The organism is Thioclava sp. DLFJ5-1, assembly GCF_002020115.1.
In the GTDB taxonomy this organism is placed as follows: domain Bacteria; phylum Pseudomonadota; class Alphaproteobacteria; order Rhodobacterales; family Rhodobacteraceae; genus Thioclava; species Thioclava sediminum.
In genome coordinates, this window is record NZ_MPZU01000006.1 from 203,260 (window position 1) to 223,121 (window position 19,862).

17 protein-coding genes are annotated in these 19,862 nt (G+C 64.8%); 9 read left to right on the forward strand and 8 right to left on the reverse strand.

Annotated elements, in window-relative coordinates:
• Window positions 1-113 precede the first annotated feature (113 nt).
• On the reverse strand, window positions 114-383 hold the full coding sequence (locus BMI86_RS18060) for a YMGG-like glycine zipper-containing protein (RefSeq protein WP_075776878.1): 270 nt from the start codon (window positions 381-383) through the stop codon (window positions 114-116).
• Window positions 384-570: 187 nt separating this feature from the next.
• Here BMI86_RS18060 and BMI86_RS18065 point away from each other — a divergent pair, with 187 nt between their 5' ends.
• Window positions 571-2,187, forward strand: coding sequence for a glycosyltransferase family 39 protein (locus BMI86_RS18065; RefSeq protein ID WP_168173888.1), 1,617 nt, complete (start codon window positions 571-573; stop codon window positions 2,185-2,187).
• A gap of 70 nt (window positions 2,188-2,257) precedes the next feature.
• Here the strand turns inward: BMI86_RS18065 and BMI86_RS18070 are convergent, their stop codons facing one another.
• Entirely contained in the window at window positions 2,258-3,412 is a 1,155-nt protein-coding gene (locus tag BMI86_RS18070; protein ID WP_078542571.1) for a Do family serine endopeptidase, read from the reverse strand.
• 165 nt (window positions 3,413-3,577) lie between these two features.
• Between BMI86_RS18070 and BMI86_RS18075 the strand changes: the two genes are divergently transcribed.
• Both BMI86_RS18075 and BMI86_RS18080 read left to right on the forward strand, forming a co-directional pair.
• On the forward strand, window positions 3,578-4,249 hold the full coding sequence (locus tag BMI86_RS18075; protein WP_078542612.1) for a response regulator transcription factor: 672 nt from the start codon (window positions 3,578-3,580) through the stop codon (window positions 4,247-4,249).
• Window positions 4,249-5,628, forward strand: a complete 1,380-nt coding sequence (locus BMI86_RS18080; RefSeq protein ID WP_078542572.1) for a HAMP domain-containing sensor histidine kinase — start codon at window positions 4,249-4,251, stop codon at window positions 5,626-5,628. The genes BMI86_RS18075 and BMI86_RS18080 overlap by 1 nt, the downstream gene beginning before the upstream one ends.
• On the opposite strand, the gene BMI86_RS18085 is transcribed toward BMI86_RS18080, so the two are convergent.
• Complete coding sequence (locus tag BMI86_RS18085; RefSeq protein ID WP_348638957.1) at window positions 5,616-6,830, reverse strand: ROK family protein; 1,215 nt, start codon at window positions 6,828-6,830, stop codon at window positions 5,616-5,618. The genes BMI86_RS18080 and BMI86_RS18085 overlap by 13 nt on opposite strands.
• 187 nt (window positions 6,831-7,017) lie before the next feature.
• Here BMI86_RS18085 and BMI86_RS18090 point away from each other — a divergent pair, with 187 nt between their 5' ends.
• From BMI86_RS18090 to BMI86_RS18100, 3 genes are all read left to right on the forward strand, one after another.
• Window positions 7,018-8,028, forward strand: a complete 1,011-nt coding sequence (locus BMI86_RS18090) for a sugar ABC transporter substrate-binding protein (RefSeq protein WP_078542613.1) — start codon at window positions 7,018-7,020, stop codon at window positions 8,026-8,028.
• A gap of 100 nt (window positions 8,029-8,128) precedes the next feature.
• Window positions 8,129-9,205: an ABC transporter permease gene (locus BMI86_RS18095; RefSeq protein ID WP_078542574.1), complete on the forward strand. Its 1,077-nt coding sequence runs from the start codon at window positions 8,129-8,131 to the stop codon at window positions 9,203-9,205.
• Complete coding sequence (locus BMI86_RS18100; RefSeq protein ID WP_078542575.1) at window positions 9,202-9,984, forward strand: ATP-binding cassette domain-containing protein; 783 nt, start codon at window positions 9,202-9,204, stop codon at window positions 9,982-9,984. Before BMI86_RS18095 ends, BMI86_RS18100 begins: the two co-directional genes overlap by 4 nt.
• Before the next feature lie 298 nt (window positions 9,985-10,282).
• Here the strand turns inward: BMI86_RS18100 and ccrA are convergent, their stop codons facing one another.
• A complete protein-coding gene (ccrA, locus tag BMI86_RS18105; protein WP_078542614.1) occupies window positions 10,283-11,575 on the reverse strand; it encodes a crotonyl-CoA carboxylase/reductase in 1,293 nt (430 codons plus the stop codon).
• A 294-nt stretch (window positions 11,576-11,869) separates the two neighbouring features.
• Here ccrA and BMI86_RS18110 point away from each other — a divergent pair, with 294 nt between their 5' ends.
• From BMI86_RS18110 to BMI86_RS18120, 3 genes are all read left to right on the forward strand, one after another.
• On the forward strand, window positions 11,870-13,840 hold the full coding sequence (locus BMI86_RS18110; RefSeq protein WP_078542615.1) for a protein meaA: 1,971 nt from the start codon (window positions 11,870-11,872) through the stop codon (window positions 13,838-13,840).
• A 144-nt stretch (window positions 13,841-13,984) separates the two neighbouring features.
• Window positions 13,985-15,529: an AAA family ATPase gene (locus BMI86_RS18115; protein WP_078542576.1), complete on the forward strand. Its 1,545-nt coding sequence runs from the start codon at window positions 13,985-13,987 to the stop codon at window positions 15,527-15,529.
• A 50-nt stretch (window positions 15,530-15,579) separates the two neighbouring features.
• On the forward strand, window positions 15,580-16,296 hold the full coding sequence (locus BMI86_RS18120) for an SDR family oxidoreductase (RefSeq protein WP_078542577.1): 717 nt from the start codon (window positions 15,580-15,582) through the stop codon (window positions 16,294-16,296).
• On the opposite strand, the gene BMI86_RS18125 is transcribed toward BMI86_RS18120, so the two are convergent.
• The 4 genes from BMI86_RS18125 to BMI86_RS18140 form a co-directional block, all read right to left on the reverse strand.
• Window positions 16,293-17,120 carry a TIGR02186 family protein gene (locus BMI86_RS18125; RefSeq protein ID WP_143594861.1) on the reverse strand — a complete coding sequence of 276 codons (828 nt, stop codon included), beginning with the start codon at window positions 17,118-17,120 and terminating at the stop codon, window positions 16,293-16,295. The two genes, BMI86_RS18120 and BMI86_RS18125, sit on opposite strands and share 4 nt — an antisense overlap.
• Window positions 17,117-18,034: a sulfite exporter TauE/SafE family protein gene (locus BMI86_RS18130; protein ID WP_078542579.1), complete on the reverse strand. Its 918-nt coding sequence runs from the start codon at window positions 18,032-18,034 to the stop codon at window positions 17,117-17,119. The genes BMI86_RS18125 and BMI86_RS18130 overlap by 4 nt, the downstream gene beginning before the upstream one ends.
• A gap of 78 nt (window positions 18,035-18,112) precedes the next feature.
• A complete protein-coding gene (locus tag BMI86_RS18135; protein WP_078542580.1) occupies window positions 18,113-18,913 on the reverse strand; it encodes a purine-nucleoside phosphorylase in 801 nt (266 codons plus the stop codon).
• Complete coding sequence (locus BMI86_RS18140) at window positions 18,897-19,862, reverse strand: ABC transporter permease (protein WP_078542581.1); 966 nt, start codon at window positions 19,860-19,862, stop codon at window positions 18,897-18,899. Before BMI86_RS18140 ends, BMI86_RS18135 begins: the two co-directional genes overlap by 17 nt.

Genomic DNA, 19,862 nt, shown 5'->3' on the forward strand with positions numbered 1-19,862 from the left:
TGGCGTGCGACAATCCGCGCTTGTCACGTCTGCGGGACATCCCGCCATGCGCGCATGAAAAAACCGTTCGGATGAGGGTCCGAACGGTTTTCGAGGTTACCTGTGGCGGGGCCTTAGCAGGGCGCGATGTACTCGCGGCCATAGGAGTCGCGATAGCGGCACTGACCCGGCTGGTTGGCTTTGCCGATCAGAGCGCCGGCAACGGTGCCGACTGCGCCGCCGATCGCGGCGTTCTGGACGCGGTCGCCGTCATCCGAAACAGCAGCGCCAATCGCGGCACCGGCAACACCGCCGGTCGCGGCAGCGCGGTCTTGTTGCGACATCTGGCAGCCTGCAACAGCAACGGTGGCGCTGAGCGGCAGGATGAGGAACATCTTCTTCATGGTACGTGTCTCCCTTCTGTATCTTCGGACATCCAACGTTGCCCCGCTCCGGGCAGTTCCAAGTTTTTCTTAATTCATTTTGAGCGCCCATCCTGCAGCCGTGATGGTCGTGTGGCTTGACATGCGGGGGCATTCGGGGGTCAAGCAATATGGAACCCTTCGACACAGACGACAGAAAGACACGCCTATGAGTTCGACCGCTTGGCGCGTTCCCCTGATCGGGGCGCTTTTCCTTTTCGCGCTGAGCGCGGTGGTGTTGATGGTCATGCGCCCGCTGATGGCGATCGACGAGACGCGCTATGTCACCGTCGCCTGGGAGATGTGGCAGGGCGGCTCCAAGCTGGTGCCGCATCTCAACGGGGCGATCTATTCCGACAAGCCGCCGCTTCTGTTCTGGCTCATCAATATCGTCTGGAGCGTCACGGGGCCCAGCGAATGGGCGGCGCGGCTGGTCGCGCCCGCCTTCGGGCTGCTGTCGGTCGGGCTGGTCGCGATGCTCGCGCGCAGGCTCTGGCCGGAAGAGCCCGAGCGCGCCGGGCTCGCCGCGCTGATCCTCGGGACGAGCGGGGTGTTCCTGCTGTTCGGCTCCACGACGATGTTCGACACTATGCTGACGGCGGCGACGCTGCTGGGGATGCTCGCGGTCTGGGCGATGCGCGACACGGATCGCTTCGCCCCGGTGATCGGGCTTGGCATCGCGCTGGCTTTCGGCGTCTTCGCCAAGGGGCCGGTGATCCTGGTGCATGTGCTGCCGACTGCGCTTCTGATGCCGCTTTGGGCGACAGGGGCAGAGCGGCCCGCGCTCAAGCAGTGGTATGCGCGGATCGGGATCGGTTTTCTGATCGGTTTCGGCATCGTGCTGCTGTGGCTCGGCCCCGCGATCATCTTCGGCGGGGCGGAGTATCGCGAGCAGATCCTGTGGAAGCAAAGCGCCGGACGGATGGTCGAAAGCTTCGCCCATGGTCGTCCCGTCTGGTTCTTCGTGGCGCTGCTGCCCTTCTTCCTCTGGCCGTGGGGCTGGAGCCGCGCGGGGCTGGCCACCTTCAACCCCTCGCGGCTGTGGGAGGATGCGGGTACGCGCATGGTGGCGGTCTGGTTCGCCACCGCATTTGTCGCCTTCTCGCTGATCTCGGGCAAGCAGGCGCATTACCTCGTGCCGGAACTGCCTGCGCTGGCGCTGATCCTGTCGGGACTGCTGCCCACGGCGGAGCGCCGGATGCGCTGGCTGCGCCTGCTGTGGCTTCTGCCCGGGGTGGCGACGGCGATTGCTGCGGCATCGGTGCATTTCGGGGCGTTCCCGGAACTGCCCGAGGGCACCGGCTCGTGGCTCTTCGTGATCGCGGGTGTGGCGCTGCTCGTGGGCGGCGCGCTGATCGTGCTGAAGGCGCGGCAGGGTTGGTTTGCCGAAGCCTTCGTCGCACCGCTCGTGCTGATCGCCATTCAGATCATGGTCTGGCCGATCCTTTGGAAAGTCTACGATCCGGCCCCGATCGCGAGCCTGATCGCCGCGCATTCCGAGAATGGCGTGGCGACCACTGATCGCGGCTATGCGGGGCAGTTCTCGTTCGTTGCGCGGCTTGAGACACCTGTGACGGTGCTTGGCAACAGCGCCGATCTGGGGCGCTGGATGGCGGATCATCCCGGCGGTCTGGTCCTTGCGGCGAAGCCGATCGAGGGCGCCGACGGTCTCAGCCAGATCGCGGAGCGGCATTTCCGGCAGGATGACTGGCGGCTGTATCAGGTGGCGGGTGAAATCGCGCCGCCTGCCTCCGACGCGGCCTCCGCGCCCGACAGCGCAAACTGACCCTTCAAAATAAAAGTCACGCCCGAAGCAGATGCTCCGGGCGTGACTTCTAACCGATAGACGTCAAGTATTACGACTTGGTCTTCTCGGTGGGCCGCTCATCAAGAGTGACGGAGAGCGTGAGCGGCTTGTTCGCGCGCAGCAGCGAGAGCTGCACTTCGGTGCCCGGCGCGTCCGAGCCGATGGCACGGGTCAGATCGCGGGGGGCTTTCATCGGTTTGCCATCGACACCGACGATGATGTCGCCGCGCTTCAGGCCGGCTTTCTTCGCGGGCGTATCGGGCGACACATCGGCCACGAGCACGCCTTCGGGCTGGTCGAGACCCAGCGCCGCCGCGATGTCCTCGCTGACCGGCTGAATCTGCACGCCGAGGAAGCCGCGCTTGACGGTGCCGTCATTCTGCAGATCGGCGACGACGCCCTTGATCGTGTCGGAGGGCACCGAGAAACCGATCCCGACGGAACCGCCGGTGGGCGACAGGATCGCGGTGTTCATGCCGATCACTTCGCCTTGGGCGTCAAAGAGCGGGCCACCCGAGTTGCCTTTGTTGATGGCGGCATCGGTCTGGATGTAGTTATCGAACGGGCCCGATTTCAAGTCGCGACCCTTGGCCGAGACGATGCCGGTCGACACGGAGGTGCCAAGGCCGAACGGGTTGCCGATTGCCACGACGGGCTCGCCGACCTGTGCGGTCTGGCTGTCGCCGAAGCCCACGGTCGGCAGGTCCTTGTCGGTATTGACCTTGACCACGGCGATATCGGTGGCCTTGTCTTCGCCGATCACTTTCGCATCCGCGGTCGAGCCGTCGGAGAAGGTGACCTTCACGCTCTCGGCGCCGTCGACGACATGCGCGTTGGTGACGATATGGCCGTCTTTCTGGATGATGAAGCCAGTGCCGAGGCCGGTGATCTCAGGACGTTGCATCGGCTGGCCCTGACCGTTGGGCCCCATGTCGGGCATGCCGAAACGACGCTGGAAGAACTCGAAGGGGAAATCCTGCGGCATCCCCATCTGGGCCATTTCCTGATCGTTGGCCTGCTTCTTGATCTCGATGGTGACCACGGCGGGCATCACCTTCTTCACCAGATCGACGGTGTTGGTGAAGGTTTCGGCGGCGGCCACGTTCGGGACCAGGGCCAGACCGCTCGTTGCCACGGCGCCTGCGCCGAGCATGGCGGTGGTCGCGAGGGTGCGCAGCAGGGGAGCTTTGCGAATGTCCTGCATGTTTCTCTCCTTGTTGACAGGTATGCACCCTATGTGAGGGCCTAGCCTGTCAGGGACTCTGCGGGAAGATTGCAGAGCTGTTATCCTTTTCACCTTTCGGGGAGGGGTGCGTGACTTGTGCGGTGGCATCGGCCACATATGTCGCGAACCGAGAAAGCGAGTGCGATGAAACTGCTGTTGATCGAAGACGACGCGACCACCGCCGATTACGTGCTGCGGGGCCTGCGCGAAGAGGGCCACACGGTCGACCATCTCGCGAATGGCCGCGACGGGCTGACCCAGGCGCTGGGCGGCACCTATGACGTGATGATCATCGACCGGATGCTGCCCGAACTGGACGGTCTCTCGATTACCCGCGCGATCCGGGCGGCGAAGGTCACGACGCCGATCATCTTCCTGACCGCGATCGGTGGGGTGGATGACCGGATCGAGGGGCTCAACGCAGGCGCGGACGATTACCTCGTGAAACCCTTCGCCTTCGGCGAACTGTCGGCGCGGCTCGCTGCATTGGCGCGCCGTCCGCAGGCGCAGTCGGAGCAGGTGATGCTGGAGGCGGGCGATCTGAAGATGGATCTGATTGCGCGCAAGGTGACGCGCAGCGGGCAGGAGATCGACCTTCTGCCGCGGGAGTTCTCGCTTCTGGAATTTCTGCTGCGCCGCAAGGGCCGGGTGCAGACCCGGACGATGTTGCTGGAGGGCGTGTGGGATCTGAATTTCGATCCGCAGACCAATGTCGTGGAAACCCATATCTCGCGGCTCCGGAACAAGGTCGACAAGCCGTTCGACCGTGACCTCATCCACACCGTGCGCGGCGCGGGCTACCGGATCGAGGGCTGATGAAGGCACGTCTGAACCGCGCGGAAATCCTTGCCTCGACGCCGCTGCGGCAGGCGCTGGGGCTGATGGGGATCGTCTTCGCGATCCTTCTGGTGACGCTGGGCTTTGCCTATGTCGCGCTGCGCTCCTCGACCGAGGATTCGATCCGCGCCGATTTGAAACAGCAGACGGCGGTGTTTCAGGTGGCCGCCAATCCCGAGACGCTTTCGGTGATCGTCTCCGCGGAGGCGCGGGCCTCGGACCCGTCCGAGCGGGCGATCGCCTTCGTCATGTCGGACGGGCGGCAGGTCGGCAATGTGCGGGTCACGCATCAGGGCGACCGCTGGGTCATCTCGCGGCATCCCGAATATGCGCCGCTCTCGAAACATGGCTATTTCACGCTGACCATGCCGCTTGCGGGTGGCTTGCTGGTGATCGGGGAGAGCCGCGCGCCGATTGCGGAACTGACCTCGACCTTCCTTGCGATCCTCGTTTTCTCCTTCGTCCCGTCGCTGCTGGTCTCTGCGGCCTATGGCGCTTGGGTCGGGATGCGGGCGCGCAAGCGGGTGAGCGCGATCGAAGAGACGCTCGACGATCTGACCGAGGGGCGGCTGGAGGCGCGCGTGCCGCGCGACGAGGTGAAGGCCCGGAAGGGCGACGACCTCGCGCGGATCGGGGCGCGGCTGAACGTGATGGCCGAAACGCAGGAGGCGACGGTGGCGGCACTCCGTCAGGTCTCCGCCGATATCGCCCATGATCTGAAGACGCCGATGCAGCGAATTTCCGTGCTGCTGTCGGAGCTCCAAGAGGCTTTGCCCGAGGACACGCCGCCCCGGGCGCTGGCCGAGCAGGCAGGCACCGAGGCCGAACGCGCGGTGGCCGTGTTCCACTCGCTCCTGCGGATCGCGCAGATCGAGGGCGGCAGCCCCAAGGCACGCTTCGCGCGGGTCGATCTGGGCGCGCTCGCAGCCGATATCACCGAGCTTTACGAGGCGAGCGCCGAAGAGGCGGGCGGGGCGCTGACCCTGCAACGGCCCGATGCGCCGCTGATGGTGCATGGCGACCGGGGGCTGCTGGGGCAGATGCTGTCGAACCTGATCGAGAATGCGATCCGTCACGGTGGCCCCGCGCCGAAGATCGCGGTGAGTCTGTCGCGCGAACGCGGCGCGATCATTCTCAGCGTGGCGGATCATGGCCCCGGCATTCCCGAGGCCGAGCGCGAGAAGGTTCTGCGCAGGCTTTATCGGCTGGAACGCTCGCGCACGACGCCGGGCAACGGGCTGGGGCTTGCGCTGGTTCATGCGGTGGCGGGGCTGCACGAGGCGGAGCTGGAGCTGTCCGACAATCGCCCCGGCCTGATCGTGTCGCTGCGCTTCGCCGCGCCGGGTCAGTCGGTCTGATCGGGCAGGTCGATCTCGGTCAGGAAACGCAGGCTCAGCGGCAGGGTCGCGGCCCCCAGCGCGCGCGCATCGGGGCCCACCTGCCCCTCGCGCACGATCGGAACGCCCGCGCCCGAGAGGTTGATTTTCGCGAGTTCCGCTTCGGTTGCGGCGACGAGCCGCGCGCGCAAATCGTCAGGCATCCAGCCATCGATTACGATCGCATCGAGGTCGCACAGCGCTGCCGACGAGGCGGCGACAGTCGCGAGGCCGCGCGCCGCTTTCGCGAGCCAGTCCTCGACGATGTCTTCGGGAAGGTCCCACACATCGCGCCGCTCCCAGAGGAAGCTCGCATCGAGGCCACGCTCCGCCATCGCCGCTTCGATGGCTGAGAGCGAGGCCACGTCGAGCAATTGGCACTGGCCGCCGTGACCGTCGGGCACCGGCATCGACGCAAGCGCGCCCGCATTGTTGTTGGGACCGGTCACAAGCGAGCCGTTCATCACCAGCCCGCCGCCCACGAAGAAGCCCACGAACGCATAGAGGAAATCGTCCGGCAGGGTCTGGTCGCCCAGCAACAGCTCTGCCGAACAGGCGGCGGAGGCGTCGTTTTCCAGCACCACGGGGAACGGGTAGATCGCCTCCAGCTCGGCGCGGATGTCGCGTTCGCGCCAATCGGCCATCGCGCTTTCTTCCAGCCCGAGCGCGACGCCCCAGTCCCACATCCGGAACGGCGCGCCGATGCCGAGGCCCGAGATGCGTTCGCGTTTCGAGGCGGGCAATTCCGTCACCATCCGCGCGATCGCGTCGATGGCGAAGGCGATGGTATCGGCGGCGGTGGGGTAGTCGTGGCGCGAGACGCTGCGCGAGATCGGCGTGCCCATCATGTCGATCAGGATCACCTCGCTGCGGCGGCGTCCGACCTTCAGGCCCAGAAAATAGGCGCCTTCCGGGTTCAGGCGCATCGGCACCGTGGGCTGGCCGACCTTGCCGCGCACCGGGTCGCAGCGCAGCAGGAAGCCTTCATCTTCGAGCGCGCGCATGATGACGGAAACGGTCTGCGCCGAGAGGCCCGTCATCCGCGCAATTTCGGATTTCGCGAGGGCGCCGCGGCGGCGAATCAGTGACATCACCAGCCGTTCGTTGCGGTTGCGCATTGAGGAATGATCCGTGCCAATTTTCACCGGGGCGGTCTTGATCATTTCCATCACGCGCTGGGGCACAGTTCATTCTCCGAGGCTGCTCGCGCTTAAGTTACGCTGAGTATTTATCGGCTTCCAGAGGGTGTTCTGTCAATTAATAAATCCACGTGATTTATCTATTGACGAGTCGGCCTGGTTTCGCACATGATCTGCTTCGAAGCCGATCGGAGGGACGGCTCAATTCGTTTCTGGGAGGAGACCTGACATGATGAAGAAAACCGCAATTCTCGGTGCAACCGCGCTTGGCCTGATGGCGACGGGCGCTTGGGCGGAAACCACCGCCTGCCTGATCACCAAGACCGACACCAACCCCTTCTTCGTGAAGATGAAAGAGGGTGCGACGGCCAAGGCCAAAGAGATGGGCATCACGCTCAACACCTATGCGGGCAAGATCGACGGCGACGTGGAAAGCCAGGTCGCGGCGGTCGAGAGCTGCATCGCGGCAGGCGCCAAGGGTATCCTGATCACCCCGTCCGACAGCCGCGCCCTTGCGCCTGCGGTCACGAAGGCGCGTGACGCCGGTGCGCTGGTGATCGCGCTCGACACCCCGTTCGAGCCCGCCGACACCGCCGATGCGACCTTCGCCACCGACAACTTCAAGGCAGGCGAGCTGATCGGTCAGTGGGCCAACGCGAAAATGGGCGACAAGGCCGCGGATGCGAAGATCGCCTTCCTCGACCTCAACCCGAGCCAGGTCTCGGTCGATTACCTGCGCGATCAGGGCTTCATGAAAGGCTTCGGCATCGACGTCAAAGACCCCAAGAAGATCGGCGACGAAGACGATCCGCGCATCGTCGGCCATGACGTGACCAATGGCAACGAGCAGGGCGGCCGCACCGCCATGGAGAACCTTCTCCAGAAAGATCCGGGCATCAATGTCGTCTACACGATCAACGAGCCCGCCGCTGCCGGTGCCTACGAGGCGCTGAAGTCGGTCGGCCTGCAGGATCAGGCGCTGATCGTCTCGGTCGATGGCGGTTGCCCGGGCGTGCAGAACGTCAAGGAAGGCATCATCGGCGCGACCTCGATGCAGTTCCCGCTGAAGATGGCTTCGATGGGTATCGAAGCGATCGCGGCCTTCGCCAAGGACGGCACCAAGCCGCAGAACTCCGAAGGTCTCGACTTCTACAACACCGGCGTGACGCTGATCACCGACCAGCCGGTCGATGGCATCGACTCGATCTCGTCGGAAGAAGGCCTGAAGCAGTGCTGGGGCTGATCCCCACCTGAAAGTTCGGAGGGGCCGCCCGCGCGGTGGCCCTTTCCTTTGGGCCGGGTGACGGCCCTTCACCCCACATTGCACAAAGAGGATGACGGACATGACCCAGACCGTTCCGCCTCGCGGCCAGTCCTTCGAGCACGGCCTCGACCAAAGCGACAAGACCGTCGCGGCCTTCAAGACTAAGAAACGCGGGCTTTTCGGCACGATCCAGCACGGGCTGCACGGCAACCCGACGATGGTGCCGGTGATCGTGCTGCTGTTGTCCATTGCCGTCTTCGGCCTGGTCGCAGGGGGCAAGTTCTTTTCCGCCTTCAACCTGACCCTGATCATGCAGCAGGTCTCGATCATCGGGATGCTGGCTGCGGCGCAATCGCTGATCATCCTGACCGCAGGTATCGACCTGTCGGTGGCGGCGATCATGGTGCTGATGTCGGTGATTGCCGGCAACCTTGCCGTCTACATGGGCGTGCCCGCACCGATCGCGCTGCTGATTTCCTTCGCAGGCGGCACCGGCGCCGGTTTGCTGAACGGCTTCCTCGTCACCAAGGTGAAACTGCCGCCCTTCATTACTACGCTCGGCACCTGGTCGATCTTCTACGCGCTGAACCTGTGGCTTTCGGGCGCGCAGTCGATCCGCTCGCAGGATATCGACAAGTTCGCGCCCCTTCTGAAATTCTTCGGCAACACGATCACCGTCGGCAATGCGCGGCTGACCTACGGTTCGGTCCTGATGGTCGTGGTGTTCCTCGTGCTCTGGTATCTGCTGAACAAGACCGCCTGGGGTCGCCACGTCTATGCCGTGGGCGACGATAAGGAGGCGGCGGAACTCGCGGGCATCCGTACCGACCGCACGCTGCTGTCGGTCTACGGTCTGGCCGGGCTCGTCTGCGCGATTGCAGCCTGGGCATCGATCGGCCGCGTGGGCTCGATCTCGCCGCAGGCCTTCTACGAGGCGAACCTGCATTCCATCACCGCCGTCGTGATCGGGGGCATTTCGCTCTTCGGCGGACGCGGCTCGATCCTCGGCGCATTGTTCGGGGCGCTGATCGTGGGCGTGTTCCAGTCGGGGCTGCGGCTCGCGAATGTGGACGTGCTCTGGCAGGTCTTCGCCATCGGGTGGCTCATCATCATCGCGGTCGCTATCGACCAATGGATCAGAAAGGTTTCGGCATGACGCAAGAACCCATTCTCACCGCACGCGGTCTGGTCAAACGCTATGGCCGCGTCACCGCCCTCGACGAATGCGACTTCGATCTCTACCCGGGCGAAATCCTGGCCGTGATCGGCGATAATGGGGCCGGGAAATCCTCGCTCATCAAGGCGATTTCCGGGGCCGTTACGGCCGACGAGGGCGAGATCAAACTCGAAGGCAAACCGATCTCCTTCAAGAGCCCGCTCGAGGCGCAGGATGCCGGGATCGCGACGGTCTATCAGACGCTGGCGCTCTCTCCCGCGCTGTCGATCGTGGACAACATGTTCGTCGGGCGCGAGTTGCGCCGCGCCGGTCCGATGGGCAAATGGCTGCGGATGCTCGACAAGCCCGCGATGCGCGCCTTCGCCCGAGAGAAGCTCAACGATCTGGGGCTGGCGACCATTCAGGATATCGATCAGGCGGTCGAGACGCTGTCGGGTGGTCAGCGTCAGGGCGTGGCCGTGGCTCGCGCGGCGGCTTTCGGGTCGAAAGTGATCATCATGGACGAGCCGACGGCGGCGCTCGGCGTGAAGGAGAGCCGTCAGGTGCTCAACCTGATCCTTGATCTCAAGGCAAAAGGTCTGCCGATCATTCTGATCTCGCACAACATGCCGCATGTGTTCGAGGTGGCAGATCGGGTCCACGTCCACCGGCTGGGCAAGCGGCTTTGCGTGATCGATCCGAAGAACCATTCGATGTCGGATGCGGTGGCCTACATGACCGGCGCGAAGCAGCCCGACGACGTTAACGAAGCCGCTTGAGAGCAGGCGAAAGAACAGGAAGCGCCCGGTCGGATCGGCCGGGCGTTTTTCGTTTGGGGAGTGAGGGGCGCGCCCGAGCCTTGGGTGGGCGCTTTGATCGGCGCGTGGCTGCGCGCTTTATCTCGCAAGCCCGTAAGTCATTTGTGCCCGCGATGACGTCGCCAATGCGCCCTCCCGGGGGGAGGGTCGGGCGCGGCCCGGGGCTGGTCGCCCCGCGCCATAAACGCCCCCCTCAACCCCAAACAAGAAAACCCGCGCCCTCCCGAGCGCGGGTTTCCCGTGAAACAACAACGGGTCGTCAGTTGCGGCGGCCCGCTTCCAGCGCGTCTTCGAAGGTGCGCAGCCCGGTCTTCGGGGCCTGAACCAGCACGGCCATGTTGCCCGGCTTGTGCTCGTTGCGCAGCATCTTGGTGTGGGCCTGCGGGATCTGATCCCACGGGAAGACCTCGGACATGCAGGGGTCCAGACGCCGCTCCACCATCAGCTTGTTGGCCGAGGCCGCCTGCTTGAGGTTGGCGAAGTGCGAACCCTGCAGGCGCTTCTGGTGCATCCACATGTAGCGCACGTCGAAGGTGCAGTTGAAGCCCGAGGTGCCGGCGCAGATCACGACCATGCCGCCCTTCTTCACGATCAGGGTCGAGACCGGGAAAGTCGCCTCGCCGGGGTGTTCGAAGACCATGTCCACGTTCACGCCCTTGCCGGTGATGTCCCAGATCGCCTTGCCGAACTTGCGGGCCTCTTTCAGCCACTCGTTATATTCCGGCGTGTTGACCGTGGGCAGCTGGCCCCAGCACTTGAAGTCCTTGCGGTTGATCACGCCCTTGGCGCCCTGATCCATCACGAACTGACGCTTGCTCTCGTCCGAGATCACGCCGATCGCGTTCGCGCCTGCGGTATTCGCAAGCTGGATCGCGTAGGAACCCAGACCGCCCGAGGCGCCCCAGACCAGCACGTTCTGGCCCGGCTTGAGCTCATGCGGGTGGTGACCGAACAGCATCCGGTAGGCAGTGGCCAGCGTCAGCGTGTAGCAGGCGGCCTCTTCCCAGGTCAGGTGCTTCGGGCGCGGCATCAGCTGCTGCGCCTGCACGCGGGTGAATTGCGAGAACGAGCCGTCATGCGTCTCGTAGCCCCAGATCCGCTGGGAGGGAGAGAACATCGGGTCGCCGCCGTTGCATTCCTCGTCGTCGCCGTCGTCCTGGTTGCAGTGGATCACCACCTCGTCGCCGACTTTCCAGCGTTTGACCTTGTCGCCCACCTTCCAGACAATGCCGGACGCGTCCGAGCCCGCGATGTGATAGGGCTGCTTGTGGCCGTCGAAGGGCGAGATCGGCACGCCGAGACCGGCCCAGACGCCGTTATAGTTCACGCCCGCGGCCATCACGAGAACGAGCACTTCGTGGCTGTCGATCTCCCAAGTGTCGACGACTTCCTGCTGGAACGACTGCTCGGGCTCGCCATGACGTTCGCGACGGATCGCCCAAGCGTACATTTTCGGGGGGACGTAGCCGAGGGGCGGCATCTCGCCGATCTCGTAAAGGTCCTTCTCCGGCGCATCGTAGGGCGCGATACCGGTTTCCTGATCAAGGGCCATGGCTTTCTCCTGTCTGTCCTTGCCGCGCCGCAGAATCGGGCGGTGTTCGTTCAGAGGGATACGCATGGCTGCGCAACTTTTCAATCCCTGACGTTCCGTTTTTGTAATTTTATGTCCCTCGCGATTTTCGAGCTGCGAGCAAACCCCTATTTATAAAGCTTCGCGTCGCGGACGCTGCGTGAAACCAGTCACGCCGCGTTGCAGCGAATTGACAGGATCACAAAATTCAATTTAAACCATCTCAACGCGCAACAATATTGCGCAGCGAAGATTCGTATTCCGATGGAGGCCGCCATGACCCACACGATGCCCGCCAAAGACCGCCCCTGGCTGTTTCGCACCTATGCGGGCCATTCCACGGCTGCCGCCTCGAATGCGCTCTATCGCAACAACCTCGCCAAGGGGCAGACGGGCCTCTCCGTGGCTTTCGACCTGCCGACCCAGACCGGCTATGACAGCGACCATGTCCTGTCGCGCGGCGAGGTGGGCAAAGTCGGTGTGCCGGTCTGCCATCTGGGCGACATGCGCGCGCTGTTCGATGACATCCCGCTCGAGCAGATGAACACCTCGATGACGATCAACGCGACGGCGCCGTGGCTTTTGTCGCTCTATATCGCTGTGGCCGAGGAGCAGGGCGCGGATGTGTCGAAGCTGCAGGGCACGGTGCAGAACGATCTGGTGAAAGAATACCTCTCGCGCGGCACCTATATCTGCCCGCCGAAGCCCTCGCTCGCGATGATCACCGATGTCGCGGCCTATACCCGCGAGCACCTGCCGAAATGGAACCCGATGAACGTGTGTTCCTATCACCTGCAGGAAGCCGGGGCGACGCCGCAGCAGGAACTGGCCTTCGCGCTCGCGACCGCCATCGCCGTGCTGGACGATCTGAAAACCAAGGTGCCGGAAGAGGCTTTCCCCGCGATGGTCGGGCGGATCTCCTTCTTCGTGAATGCGGGCATCCGCTTTGTGACCGAGATGTGCAAGATGCGCGCCTTCACCGAGCTGTGGGACGAGATCTGCCGTGATCGCTACGGCGTCGAGGACGAGAAATTCCGCCGTTTCCGCTATGGCGTGCAGGTGAACTCGCTCGGCCTGACCGAGCAGCAGCCCGAGAACAACGTCTATCGCATCCTGATCGAGATGCTGGCCGTGACGCTGTCGAAGAACGCGCGCGCCCGCGCGGTGCAGCTGCCCGCGTGGAACGAAGCGCTCGGCCTGCCGCGCCCTTGGGATCAGCAATGGTCGCTCAGGATGCAGCAGATCATGGCCTATGAGACCGACCTTCTGGAATATGGCGATCTCTTCGACGGCAATCCGGCGGTGAGTGCCAAGGTCGAGGTGCTGAAGGACGGCGCGCGCGCCGAGTTGGAGACGCTCGACGGGATGGGCGGGGCGATTGCCGCGATCGACTACATGAAATCGCGTCTGGTGGAATCGAACGCTGCCCGGATCAACCGGATCGAAGCCGAGGAAACCATCGTCGTCGGCGTGAACCGCTGGCAGCAAGGCGAGCCCTCGCCGCTGACCGCAGGCGATGGCGGCATCATGGTCGTCGACCCGGCGGTGGAGCAGGAGCAGATCGACCGTCTGAATGCCTGGCGCGCCGAGCGTGACGAGGCCGCGGTGCAGGCGGCGCTGGCGCAGCTCAAGGCGGACGCGAAGGCCGGCAAGAACATCATGGAAGCTTCGATCGCTGCCGCGAAAGCGGGCGCGACCACCGGCGAATGGGCAGGCGTGATGCGCGCCGTTCATGGCGAGTATCGCGGCCCCACGGGGGTCTCGCGCTCGCCCTCGAACCAGACCGAAGGGCTCGACGATATCCGCGAGGCCGTGGATGCGGTGAGCTCGCAGCTGGGCCGTCGTCTGAAATTCCTCGTCGGCAAGCCGGGCCTCGACGGCCACTCGAACGGCGCCGAGCAGATCGCCTTCCGCGCCCGCGATTGCGGCATGGACATCACCTATGACGGCATTCGCCTGACGCCGGAACAGATCGTCGCCAAAGCCATCGAGGACGAGGCGCATGTGGTGGGGCTGTCGATCCTGTCGGGCTCGCATATGCCCCTGATCGAGGAGTTGATGGAGCGGATGCGCGCCGCTGGCCTCGATCACGTGCCGGTCGTCGTCGGTGGGATCATCCCCGAGGAAGACGCGAAGAAGCTTCTGAGCTTCGGCGTCGCGCGCGTCTACACGCCCAAGGATTTCGAGCTGAACCGGATCATGATGGATATCGTGACGCTCGCGACCCCGGCGGAAAAAGCCGCCTAAACGGGCAGCCGGTTTGGGATCGGGGAGGAGCAGGCGTCTTCTTCTCGACCCAAAATCCCCGCCGGAGGCTCCCGCCGTCGGACCCCGCGAAAACCGCGCCCTTTCGCCCTTCCGCCCGCCAAGGCGCGCAGGTAAGGTCGCGCCATGACGACCCCCATGATCCAATTTTCCGAGGACCAGGCCGAGGCTTGGGATGCCGTTGCTTCCGCGCTCGAGGCGGCGGGGGTGGATATTCTCGAAGGCGCGATGACACCGGAAAGCGGCAGCAAGCGCGTGCTTTCGGTGATCGGCAAGGCGGGCTCGGGCAAGACGCTGCTTCTGGCGGAGCTTTATAAGGCTTTGGAGGCGGCAGGCGTCGATCTGGTCTCGGGCGATTTCGAGGGCAAACGGCGCCGCGAAAAGCGCACGCTGGCAATCCTCGCGCCCACGAACAAGGCGGCGAGCGTGCTGCGGTCGCGCGGCGTGCCCGCGACGACGATCCACCGCATTCTCTACACCCCCGTCTACGACCCGGAATACGAGCGGATCGCGGAATGGCTGACCGGGCAGGGCGAGCGGCCCAAGCCCGAATTGCTGATCGAGATGGGCCTGACCGAAGCGACGCTCGACCGGGCGAAAGCCTTCTACGAGCTGCACAAATCGATCCCGGCGGCACTGGCCTCGGCGGGGCTGCGCGGTTCGGATTTCATCAATGGCTGGAAGCGTCGCGAAGACCCGCTCGATATCGGGTTTGTCGATGAGGCCTCGATGCTGGATGAGCGTCAGTTCGCCGATCTGCGCGAAATTTTCCCGACGCTTGTGCTGTTCGGCGATCCGGCGCAGCTGGCGCCGGTGAACCAGTCGGGCGAGATGGTCTTCGAGCGTCTGCCCGACGAGCGAAAACACATCCTGCACCGCATCCACCGGCAGGCCGAGGATAACCCGATCCTCGATCTGGCGCATATGCTGGGGGATGAGAACCTCACCTTCGAGCAGTTCGAGCGCGAGATCGAAAAGGCCGCTGCCAAGGATGACCGCGTCGTCTGGGCCGAGCGGGTGGAGAGCGATCTGATGGCGCGCTCGCCGGTGCTGGTCTGGCGTAACGCCACGCGCATCCGGCTGATCCATGCGTTCCGCGCCGCCCATTCCGCGCCGGCCGACATGATGCTGCCGGGCGAGCCCTTGATCTGCGACGGGATCGAACTGCCGGTGAAGCACCGCAAGAAGCGGATCGATCTGGAGGCGCGCGGCCTGATCAAGGGCGCGCAGGTGATCTATCTCGGCCCCGGCAAGAAGCCCGGCTTCTCGCGGCTGCATGTGATGGGGGCGGAGGACCCGCGGCTCTCGGCGGCCTCGATCGTGAAGATCGAGATGCCCGACGAGGAGGAGCCGTTCATTCCTTTCGCGGCCCGGATGGGCGCGACCTTCCTGCATGGCGCGGCGGTGACGATCCACAAGGCGCAAGGGTCCCAATGGGAAGACGTGCAGGTCTTCGCGCCGGATATCTATGCGGCCTACAGGGCAGGGCGCGTCGAGGCGGGCATCCCGCTGTGGAAGCGCCTCGCCTATGTAGCGATCACCCGGGCGCAGCATCGGCTCTTGTGGGTGGTGCGGGCCCGGCTGGCGCGGCCCTCGGCGCCGCTGACCATTGACGACCTGCCGAAAGGCGGCGGTAAGCTGGAACTGAAAGCCGAACCGCAGGACGGATAGGGCAGGAGCCTCCGGCGGGGATATTTGAGCCAAGGCGAAGGAGGGGCGAGATGGGCGTGATGGTGGTGACCGGGGCGAGCGCCGGGATCGGGCGCGCAGTGGCAGAGGCCGCGCTGGCCGAAGGCTGGCAGGTCGCCTGTCTGGCGCGCTCGGAGGACAAGCTGGCGGAGGTCACCGCGCAAGGCGACGGGCTGGCCGTGGCCTGCGACGTGAGCGATGCGCAAGCGGTGGAGCGCGCCTTCGCCGAGGTGGTCGCCAGGTTCGGCCGGATCGACGTGCTGTTCAACAATGCCGGGATGTTCCCGCCTGCGGCCTTGCCCGACGAGGTTACGCTGGAGGATTGGGATGCCTGTATTGCGGTGAATCTGACGGGGATGTTCCTGTGTGCCCGCGCCGCTTTCGCGCAAATGCGAGGGCAGGCGTCGCGCGGCGGGCGGATCATCAATAACGGCTCGATCTCGGGGCAGGTGCCGCGCGCGAAATCGCTCGCCTATACGACCACCAAACACGCGATCAACGGCATGACGAAGCAGATCGCGCTGGACGGGCGCGATTTCGACATCGCCTGCGGGCAGATCGACGTCGGCAACGCGCGCACGGGGCTTCTGGCGAACATGGATTCGGCGGCGACCAAGACGGCGGAACCCACGATGGACGTGGCCAATGTCGCGCGCTCGGTGCTGCACATGGCCGGGCTGCCGCTTGAGGCGAATGTGCTCAACATGACGGTGATGGCGAGCGCGATGCCCTTCGTCGGGCGCGGTTAACGCACGAAGCGGAAGATCGCGGCGGCGGCCCAGCCTGCGAAGACCGCAAGCGCCAGCGACAAGAGCCCGTAAAGCGCCGCGTTCTCATGCGCGAGCGTGTAGAGCCAGCGCTCCAGCCCGACTTTGCGCACCTCGATCGCGGATTGGTATTTGTCCACCAGCTTGCCGTCGCGCAGCAGGAAGATACGGGTCTTGTAATCGCCCTCGGTAAGGTTCGCCGGCAGCGCGAAATCGGCGCGGAACAGCGTGTTGTCCACGATATGCACGCCGCCCGTCTCGAGTTTGTAGAGCCCCTGCTCCTTTCGGATATCGACCAGCGCTTCGGTGAAGGGGATCGAGTCGTCGACGGTGATCGGACCGGAAAAGGCGCGCATCGCGAGCGGAATCGAGATCCGCTGCTGGGTGTCGGTGCGCCGCGTGAGGATATCGTCGAGCGGGCCGGACGTGGCGACGGCGTAATAGCTGGGCGCGGCGGCCACGCCGACTGAAGCCGTGTTCACCCAGATCCCGAACTCGCGCGATTTCTTGCGGATGGTGACCGGGCCGAGCGGCCCTTCGAGCGTCACGATCACCGCGAGTTTCTGCCCTTCGGGCTCCGGCTTCTCGCGTTTGATCGCGCCATAGATCAGGATTTGCGACCCGTCGAAGGAGGTCGTGATCCCGATATTGTCGCGGCTGAGACCGGCCACGATCTGCTCGTCTGGTTCGGGGCGATTGGTGATCGGCATGCCCGGACGCGCGGGCAGAACCTGTTGGTCCTGTGCCAGAGCGGGCAGGGCGACAGCACAGAGGCCGATGGCGAGGAGGGCTGCACGGATCATCATTCGCCTCCCGTCGCGATGGAGTAGAGGTTGCTCGGATGCAGCACGAGGTCGAGGCCGAGCTTGCCCGCGACGAGGATCACCAGCAGCGCCAGCAGAATGCGCAGCTGTTCTGCCTTGAGGCGCGCGCCGAGACGCGAGCCGATCTGCGCGCCGATCACGCCGCCGACGATCAGCAGGAGCGCCAGCATCACGTCGACCGTCTGGTTGGTAATTGCGTGCATCAGGGTGGTGAAGGCCGAGACGAACAGGATCTGGAACAGTGAGGTGCCGATCACGACCTTGGTCGGCATGTTCAGCAGATAGATCATCGCCGGGACCATGATGAAGCCGCCGCCGACGCCCATGATCGCCGCGAGGATACCGACCGCGACCCCGACCAGCAGCGGCGGGATCACCGAGATATAGAGGCCCGAGGCCCGGAACTTGAACTTGAAGGGCAGCTTGTGGACCCAAGTGTGCTGCACGCGTTTCTTGCGCACGCCACCGCCCTTGCGCTGCTTTTGGATGGTGCGGATGCCCTCTTGCAGCATCAGAAGGCCGATCAGGCCGAGGAAGACGACGTAGCAAAGCTGCACCGCGAGGTCGATCTGGCCCAGCTCGGTCAGCAGGTTGAAGACGTAGATGCCGCTGGCCGAGCCGAGCAGGCCGCCCACCAGCAGCACGAGCCCCATCGGGATGTCGACCGCCTTGCGCTTGAGCTGTGCCAGGACGCCCGACACGGACGAGGCGACAACCTGGTTCGCGCCGGTCGCCACGGCGACGGAAGGCGGGATGCCGATGAAGAACAGAAGCGGGGTGATCAGGAAGCCGCCGCCCACGCCGAACAGGCCCGAGAGCAGCCCCACGATGCCGCCGAGCCCCAGCAGGGTGAAGATATTGACCGAGACTTCGGCGATGGGCAGGTAGATCTGCATGAGCTGCACCCGCTGAGGAGGTTGCATCGTTAGTGTCCCCGAAGGGCAGGCGAAGTCAAACCCCGCCGTGCCGCGGGGTTACAACTGTTGCAGATATCGTCGCAAAACCTGTTCGAGCTTGGCCGCGCCCATGGGCGCGATCGCCTTGGTCTGCTCGTGGCTGATATTTTCCTGCGCCATGCCCGCCCCCATATTGGTGATGACGGAAACGGCGGCGACGCGAAGGCCGAGGAAGCGCGCAAGGATCACTTCCGGCACGGTCGACATGCCGACCGCATCGGCGCCGAAGACTTTCGCGGCGCGGATTTCGGCGGGGGTCTCGAAGGTCGGGCCGGAGAACCAGCAATAGACGCCTTCGGGCAGTTCGATCCCTTCGGCCTGGGCTGCGGCTTTGAGCCCGGCGCGGATTTCCGGATCATGCGCCTCGGTCAGCGGCACGAAACGCGCATCCGAGGGCTCGCCGATCAGGGGATTGTTGCCCGAGAAGTTGATGTGATCGTTCAGCATCATCAGCCCGCCGGGCTGGATGTCCTCGCGCAGGCTGCCAGCCGCATTGGTCAGCAGCAGGCTCTCGCAGCCGAGTTCCTTGAGGATCTCCAGCGGCAGGCGCATCTCGGCGGGGTTGCCGTGTTCATAATAGTGAACCCGACCGCCGAAAACCGCGACGCGGACGCCTTCGAACGTGCCGATCACCAGCTTCGGATTGTGGCCCGAGACGCCTGCATGGGGAAAACCCGGCAGTTCCGAATAGGGGATCGCCACGCCCTCGACCTCCTCGGCCAGATGGCCGAGGCCGGAGCCGAGGATCAGGCCGAGGCGTGGGGCCTCGTCGCCTGCGCGTTCGCGGATCAGTTGCGCGAGTTCAGCGCTCTTTGACATAGGGCTGCCCCCCTGCACGCGGCGGGATCGCCTTGCCGATGAAGCCCGCGAGGATGATCACGGTGAGGATGTAGGGCACGGCCTGCATGAACTGGATCGGCAGGGTGATGACGCCCAGATCGATATTCGGATAGCGGTTCGAGATCGCTTCCAGCAGGCCGAAGAGCATCGTCGCCCCAAGTGCCGGAACAGGCCGCCATTTCGCGAAAATCAGAGCCGCGAGAGCGATATAGCCTCGGCCGGCGGTCATTTCCTTCACGAAGCCAGCCGCGAGGCCGGTTGCCAGATAGACGCCGCCCAGACCTGCAAGAACGCCAGTGATGGCGACGGCGGTGTAGCGCATCCGGATCACCGAGATGCCCGCGGTGTCGACGGATTCCGGGTTCTCGCCCACCGCGCGTAGGCGCAGGCCGAAGCGGGTGCGGAACAGCACCCACCAGGTGATCGGCACCATCGCAAAGGCGACATAGACGAGGATCGAGTGGCCCGAGATCAGGTTCGAGTAGATCGGACCGAGGAAGGGCACATCCTTCACCGCCTCGGCGCCGGGCAGGGTGATCGGATCGAAGCGCCCGTTGCCCGAGAGTTGCGGCGTGCGACCGCCCTGATGGAACCAGCTTTGCGCGATCAGAACGGTAAAGCCCGAGGCAAGGAAGTTTACCGCGACGCCGGAAATCAGCTGATTGCCGCGGAAGGTGATCGAGGCGAGGCCGTGCACGAAGGCGAGGCTCATCGAGCCTCCGACGCCCGCCAGCAGCCCGAGCCACGCATTGCCCGTCACCGCCGCGACCGCGCCGGAGAAGAAGGCGGCCATCAGCATCTTGCCCTCGAGGCCGATGTCGAAGATGCCCGCGCGTTCCGAGAACAGGCCCGCGAGGCAGGCGAGCAGCAGCGGCGTGCCGAGGCGAACGGCGCTATCGAGAATTTCGATGATCGTTCCGAAATCCAT

Bases quoted from the DNA above. Each gene is read 5' to 3' on its own strand.
- BMI86_RS18120 (WP_078542577.1), top strand. From the start codon at position 15,580: ATGGGCGTGATGGTGGTGACCGGGGCGAGCGCCGGGATCGGGCGCGCA.
- BMI86_RS18115 (WP_078542576.1), top strand. From the start codon at position 13,985: ATGACGACCCCCATGATCCAATTTTCCGAGGACCAGGCCGAGGCTTGG.
- BMI86_RS18070 (WP_078542571.1), bottom strand. From the start codon at position 3,412: ATGCAGGACATTCGCAAAGCTCCCCTGCTGCGCACCCTCGCGACCACC.
- ccrA (WP_078542614.1), bottom strand. From the start codon at position 11,575: ATGGCCCTTGATCAGGAAACCGGTATCGCGCCCTACGATGCGCCGGAG.
- BMI86_RS18095 (WP_078542574.1), top strand. From the start codon at position 8,129: ATGACCCAGACCGTTCCGCCTCGCGGCCAGTCCTTCGAGCACGGCCTC.
- BMI86_RS18110 (WP_078542615.1), top strand. From the start codon at position 11,870: ATGACCCACACGATGCCCGCCAAAGACCGCCCCTGGCTGTTTCGCACC.
- BMI86_RS18125 (WP_143594861.1), bottom strand. From the start codon at position 17,120: ATGATGATCCGTGCAGCCCTCCTCGCCATCGGCCTCTGTGCTGTCGCC.
- BMI86_RS18090 (WP_078542613.1), top strand. From the start codon at position 7,018: ATGAAGAAAACCGCAATTCTCGGTGCAACCGCGCTTGGCCTGATGGCG.
- BMI86_RS18100 (WP_078542575.1), top strand. From the start codon at position 9,202: ATGACGCAAGAACCCATTCTCACCGCACGCGGTCTGGTCAAACGCTAT.
- BMI86_RS18060 (WP_075776878.1), bottom strand. From the start codon at position 383: ATGAAGAAGATGTTCCTCATCCTGCCGCTCAGCGCCACCGTTGCTGTT.
- BMI86_RS18075 (WP_078542612.1), top strand. From the start codon at position 3,578: ATGAAACTGCTGTTGATCGAAGACGACGCGACCACCGCCGATTACGTG.
- BMI86_RS18130 (WP_078542579.1), bottom strand. From the start codon at position 18,034: ATGCAGATCTACCTGCCCATCGCCGAAGTCTCGGTCAATATCTTCACC.
- BMI86_RS18140 (WP_078542581.1), bottom strand. From the start codon at position 19,862: ATGGATTTCGGAACGATCATCGAAATTCTCGATAGCGCCGTTCGCCTC.
- BMI86_RS18135 (WP_078542580.1), bottom strand. From the start codon at position 18,913: ATGTCAAAGAGCGCTGAACTCGCGCAACTGATCCGCGAACGCGCAGGC.
- BMI86_RS18080 (WP_078542572.1), top strand. From the start codon at position 4,249: ATGAAGGCACGTCTGAACCGCGCGGAAATCCTTGCCTCGACGCCGCTG.
- BMI86_RS18065 (WP_168173888.1), top strand. From the start codon at position 571: ATGAGTTCGACCGCTTGGCGCGTTCCCCTGATCGGGGCGCTTTTCCTT.